The sequence below is a fragment of the Streptomyces gobitricini genome, assembly GCF_039532985.1.
GTDB lineage: Bacteria > Actinomycetota > Actinomycetes > Streptomycetales > Streptomycetaceae > Streptomyces > Streptomyces gobitricini.
This window is the reverse complement of the sequence record NZ_BAAASR010000002.1, coordinates 617954-623444: the sequence shown is the minus strand read 5'-3', so window position 1 is coordinate 623444 and position 5491 is coordinate 617954. Positions and strand designations below refer to the sequence as shown.

The following is a 5491-nucleotide window of genomic DNA, read 5'->3' as shown; positions in this document are numbered from 1 at the left end:
TGCCGCCGCCCGCGAGGAGACGAGCCCGGAGGCGCCCCGCCCCCGGGTACGCCCCGGGCGCCGGTACGGAACGGGCGGGGGAGAGAAGACTTGGCGCTCGGCCGCCCGGAACGGGGGGCCGGGCGGCCGAGCGCCGGACAGGGGCCGGCGGCCCGGCGTGGGGCGCCCGTGCCGACAGCGGCCGGGCGCCCCACCTGGCGGTCCACGCCGCACGCCCGGCGGCGCTGCGGACGCTGACCGTTCACCGCCCCGGGGCCGTGCTGGTCGCCGGTCGCTCGGGTGGCGTGCCCCGGTTCTGCGCGGTGGGCCGCCCCCGCTTACCGCCCGGGGCGGGTGGCGCCGTTGTTGGCTGCCGGCCGCCCGGGTGGCGTGCCCGGCTGCGCGGCGCCCGGACGGTGACCGTTCACCGCCCGGGGGGCAAGGATCCCGGTGCCGTGCCGCCCGACGACGGCGACGGTGACGGCGACGCCGACCGCGTGGGTGACGGCGTGCCCTCCGGCCCTCGCCGCTCGCGTGCCTGCGCCCGCGGTCGCTGACGTTCCGGATCCCGCGGCGGCGGTGAACCGGCGCGTGACGACCCGGACCGCCACGCCGGCTCCTCGCCGTACCCCTGCTTCGGCCCGCCCTCCGGGGGCTCGCCCAGCGCGGCCAGGGCCCGCCGGGCCTCCGGCGCCAGCAGGGGCGAGAAGTCCGGGTTGATCCGCAGCGCCTCGGCGATGTGCCGCCGCGCCGGGCCCCACTTCCCCAGCTCCCGCTCGATCCGGCCCCGGTGATAGGCGAACAGCGCGCTGCGCAGGCCCTGTTCCGTGGCCCGCCTGGCGTACGGCAGCGCGTCCTCGGGCCTCCCCGCCCGGTACAGCGCCCAGCCGAGCGCGTCGGCGACGTGCACGGACCGGTGGCCCTTCGCCCACTCGGCCCGCAGCCGCCGCACGGCGGCGTCCGGGTCGCCGTGGTCCGCCTCGTACCGGGCCAGCACCAGCGCCCCGTTCACCCCGTGCGCCCCCGCCTCAGTGGCGCGCACCCGCAGCACCTCGTAGTGCGTGTCCGCGTCCCCGTCCAGGCCCAGCGACTCGTACAGCTCGCCCGCCTCCAGGGCGTACTGCGGCAGCGGCAGCGCCTTCAGGGCGGCCGCGTAGTCCCGCAGCGCCTCGTCCGTCCGGCCGAGCGCCGCCAGCGCCCTGGCCCGCCCGGCCAGCGCCGGGGCGTGGCCGGGTACGAGCCGCAGCGCCGGTCCGTAGGAGGCGATGGCCTCCACGGGCTCGCCGCGCTCCCACGCGAGGTCACCGAGCCGCACCAGGCACGAGGCCTTCTCCGTCGGTGTGGCGGCGAGCGCCACCGCGTCGTACGCCAGCGCCGACGCGTCCTCGCGCCAGCCCCGGTCCCGGTAGACCAGCGCGGCGCGGGACAGCGCGGGGGCCCCGGACCGCAGCGCCCGCAGCCGCTCCATGGCCCGCCCGGCGGACACGTAGTCGCCGAGCCCGTTGTAGGCGTCGATCAGCACCGGGTACGCCTGCCACCGCCGCGGCTGCTGCTTCCGTACCGCCTCGCCCCACTTCCGCGCCGCCCGGAAGTCACCGCGGGCGTTCGCCAGCGCCCCCATCCCGAGCTGCGCGTCGACGTTCCCCTTGCCCGCCGGCCAGGCGGCCAGGGACCGCTTCAGCGCCTTCTCCGCCCTGACGTAGGAGGCGGTGTCGCCGTCGCGGACGCCCCGCTCCACGTACGCGCCGCCCAGCACCGCCCACGACGCGTCGTCGCCCGGGTGGGCCCGCAGCCACTTCTCGCGGTCGCCGATCAGCGCGGCCAGCTCCGGCAGGGACGCCTGCGCGCCCGCCCGCGCCGCCGACACGGCCCGGGCGGCGGCACCGGGCGCGGGAGCGGGCGCGTCACCGCCGAGGTTGCCCGGTACGAACAGGGCGGCCGCGCCGGCCAGCACCGCGCCCGCGCCCGCACCCAGGACGATCTGAGGGACCCGTTCCGTCTTCATGCCGTCACTGTGCGACACACAGCGCGTCCGTACGACGAGCCACCCGGCGTACCCCGACTCGAACGCCCGGCGGGTTCACACCGATGGCCCCGGATGCCAGGCTGGGATCATGGAAGACCTGCTGACCCGCCTCCGGGCCGGCCTCCCGGCGGAGGCCGTGCTGACGGACCCGGACGTCACCGCCTCGTACGCCCACGACATGGCGAGCTTCTGCCACGCGGGCACGCCCGCCGTGGTCGTCCTGCCGAGCACGGTCGAACACGTGCGGCACATCATGCGCACGGCCACCGCGTCACGCGTGCCGGTGGTCCCGCAGGGTGCCCGGACGGGCCTGTCGGGCGCGGCGAACGCGTCCGACGGCTGCATCGTGCTGTCCCTCACGAAGATGGACCGGATCCTGGAGATCGACCCGGTCGACCGGATCGCCGTCGTCGAGCCGGGCGTCGTCAACGCCGCCCTGTCCCGCGCGGTCGGCGAGCACGGGCTGTACTACCCGCCGGATCCGTCCAGCTGGGAGATGTGCACGATCGGCGGCAACATCGGCACCGCTTCAGGCGGCCTGTGCTGCGTCAAGTACGGCGTCACAGCGGAGTACGTCCTGGGGCTGGACGTCGTCCTCGCCGACGGCCGCCTGCTGTCCACCGGCCGCCGTACCGCCAAGGGCGTCGCCGGGTACGACCTGACGCGGCTGTTCGTCGGCTCCGAGGGCACCCTCGGCGTCGTCGTACGGGCCGTCCTGGCGCTGCGCCCGAGGCCGCCGCGACAGCTGGTACTGGCGGCCGAGTTCCCGTCCGCCGCCGCCGCGTGCGACGCGGTGTGCGCGGTGATGGAGCGCGGCCACACCCCGTCCCTCCTCGAACTCATGGACCGCACGACCGTACGGGCCGTCAACCGGCTCGGTCGGATGGGGCTGCCCGAGTCCACCGAGGCCCTGCTGCTCGCCGCGTTCGACACCCCCGACCCCGCCGCCGACCTGGCCGCCGTGGGCGAGCTGTGCACGGCCGCCGGGGCCACGCGGGTGGTGCCGGCCGAGGACGCGGCCGAGTCGGAGATGCTGCTGAGGGCCCGCCGGATGTCGCTGACCGCCCTGGAGGCCGTCAAGTCCGCGACGATGATCGACGACGTGTGCGTACCGCGCTCGCGGCTGGCGGCGATGCTCGACGGGACGGCCGCCATCGCGGCGAAGCACGGTCTGACCATCGGCGTCTGCGCGCACGCGGGCGACGGCAACACCCACCCCGTCGTCTGCTTCGACCACACCGACCCCGACGAGTCGCGGCGCGCCCGCGAGTCGTTCGACGAGATCATGGCGCTCGGCCTGGAGCTCGGCGGCACCATCACGGGCGAACACGGCGTCGGCGTACTGAAGAAGGAGTGGCTGGCCCGGGAACTGGGCCCGGTCGGCGTGGAGTTGCAGCGGGGCATCAAGCGGACCTTCGACCCCCTGGGGCTCCTCAACCCCGGCAAGCTCTTCTGAGACCGTGGCCCTAGGCCCCATGCCCGATGTCCGGGCGCGGCCGGTCCGCATAGCGTGAAGGCGACGCAGAGGAACCGACGAAGGAGGAGCCGTGCCCGCACGCCTTGACCACACCATCGTCCGCAGCCGTGACCGTTTCGCCGCCGCCCGCTTCCTCACCGAACTGATCGACGCGCCCGAGCCGAAGCCCTTCGGCCCCTTCGCCAGCGTCCCGCTGGAGGGCGGGGTCACCCTCGACTACCTGGACGACGACGCGCCCCGCATCGTCCCTCAGCACCTCGCCTTCCTCGTCCCCGAGGAGGAGTTCGACGCGGTCTTCGGCCGGATCCAGGAGCGGGAACTGCCGTACTGGGCGGACCCGCACCACCACGAGCCGCAGCGGATCAACCACCACCACGGCGGCCGTGGCGTCTACATCGACGACCCCGACGGCCACTCGATCGAATTCATCACGCACACGTACGTGACGGACTGAACGCGCCGTCAGGCGAGCAGCTCGGCCAGCCCGTCGTCGAGGCCGAGCTGCTCCGACTCCGAGCCGGGCGGCACCACCCGCAGGCTCCGCTCCAACCACGCGGACACCTGGGGCGCCGGCGCCTCCAGGAGCGCGTCGCCGTCCGGCGAGGACAGCGCCAGCAGCACGACGGCCTGTCCGTCGAGCGTGGTCGGCCAGATCCGCACGTCGCCGTGCCCGCACGGCCGGAAGACCCCTTCGACCAGCAGCTCGCGGGCGAACGTCCAGTGCACGGGGTGCTCGGAGCCGACGTGGAAGACGATGTGCACGGCGTACGGGTCGTCCGTGCGGTAGGTCAGCCGGGCGGGGACGGGGATGCCGCGCTCGGGTGACAGCACCAGGGTGAGTTCCAGGTCGCGTTCGACGACGGTGTGCTGCATGGGACGGTTCCCTTCTCTCCGGTAGGGGGCCCCGGAACGGGCCACACCGGGGAGAGGGGCCTGCGCGCCCGTCATTACGCGACTTCCCGCAACGGATCACGCCCTTTCTCTCCGTAACACAGGTGTGACCGGAACGTGGTCGTTGTGGACGGACCGGTTCGGGCCCGCTCGGCGGTCTGGTAGATGTGGTGCCTTGAATTGAGGCCTCGAGGAGATACGGGACCACGGTGATGAGCGCCCCAACCCCGGCAACCGGCGACGGCAGCCCCACGCCCGGCTACTACCCCGACCCGTCCATTCCGGGATATATCCGGTTCTGGAACGGTGCCGCCTGGGTGCCGGGAACCAGCCGCCCCGCGCCCAAGGACGGCGAGGCGGTGCCGACGCCGCCGGCCCCGGCCGCGTCCGCCCCGGCCCCCGCCCCCACGCCCCCGACGCCGGCGCCGACGCCTTCGGTGGAGGAGACCGGGCCGGTCTTCTTCGACGAGGAGGATCCGGTCGCCGACGGCAGGCCGGGCCCCGAGCCCGCGACCGTGTGGCAGGCCGACGCCTCCCGCCAGACCGGGTTCGGCGGCGACCGCGACCGCCGGATCTCCTGGGGGGCCGAGGCCGGCCAGGACCCGCGCCGCCCGGCCGCCGACCCGACCGGCGGCGCGCTGCCGGGCGTACGGAGCGTGGAGCCGGAGCCCGTGGAGGCGGCGGCCCCGGAGGGCACGGTCACCATCCGCGCGCTCACCCCGCGGCCGAAGCCCGGGCCCGAGCACCCCGCCGACGGCACGATGACCATCCGGGCCGTCACGCCCGGCGCCCCGCGCACCCCCCAGGCCCCCGCCCAGCCGCAGCCGCTGCCGCGGCAGGACGCCCCGGCCCCGCAGCCGGCCCCCGCCGCGGCAGCCTCCGCTCCCGCCCCCGCCGCGGCCACCTCCGCTCCCGCCCCCGCCCCGGCGGCCTCCGCCGCCTCCGCGGCTCCCGTCACCGACGGCCCGGGCGGCGGTGCCTCCTCCTGGGCGCAGCAGGTGCACCAGCTGGCCCAGCCGGAGCCCGTGGCACAGGCACAGGCACAGGCACAGGCGCACCCGCAGCCGCAGGCCCATTCCCAGCAGCCGGTCCTGCCATGGAAGCCCCCGGTCAACGAC

General features: G+C 75.9%; 5 protein-coding genes. 3 read left to right on the top strand and 2 right to left on the bottom strand.

The genetic code is table 11. From position 1 onward, the window contains the following. Positions 1 to 403 precede the first annotated feature (403 nt). On the bottom strand, positions 404 to 1984 hold the full coding sequence (locus ABD347_RS03720) for a tetratricopeptide repeat protein (RefSeq protein ID WP_344356239.1): 1581 nt from the start codon (positions 1982 to 1984) through the stop codon (positions 404 to 406). Positions 1985 to 2093: 109 nt separating this feature from the next. Here ABD347_RS03720 and ABD347_RS03715 point away from each other — a divergent pair, with 109 nt between their 5' ends. Both ABD347_RS03715 and ABD347_RS03710 read left to right on the top strand, forming a co-directional pair. Continuing rightward, positions 2094 to 3461 carry an FAD-binding oxidoreductase gene (locus tag ABD347_RS03715; protein ID WP_344356237.1) on the top strand — a complete coding sequence of 456 codons (1368 nt, stop codon included), beginning with the start codon at positions 2094 to 2096 and terminating at the stop codon, positions 3459 to 3461. Between the two features lie 91 nt (positions 3462 to 3552). Continuing rightward, the gene (locus tag ABD347_RS03710) at positions 3553 to 3936 is read left to right on the top strand and encodes a VOC family protein (RefSeq protein WP_344356235.1); all 384 of its coding nucleotides are present in this window, start codon (positions 3553 to 3555) and stop codon (positions 3934 to 3936) included. A gap of 8 nt (positions 3937 to 3944) precedes the next feature. On the opposite strand, the gene ABD347_RS03705 is transcribed toward ABD347_RS03710, so the two are convergent. After that, on the bottom strand, positions 3945 to 4355 hold the full coding sequence (locus tag ABD347_RS03705) for an SsgA family sporulation/cell division regulator (RefSeq protein ID WP_344356233.1): 411 nt from the start codon (positions 4353 to 4355) through the stop codon (positions 3945 to 3947). A gap of 230 nt (positions 4356 to 4585) precedes the next feature. On the opposite strand from ABD347_RS03705, the gene ABD347_RS03700 reads away from it, so the two are divergent. Next, positions 4586 to 5491 (top strand): DUF2510 domain-containing protein (locus ABD347_RS03700; protein ID WP_344356231.1); only part of this gene is annotated, 906 nt, incomplete at its 3' end.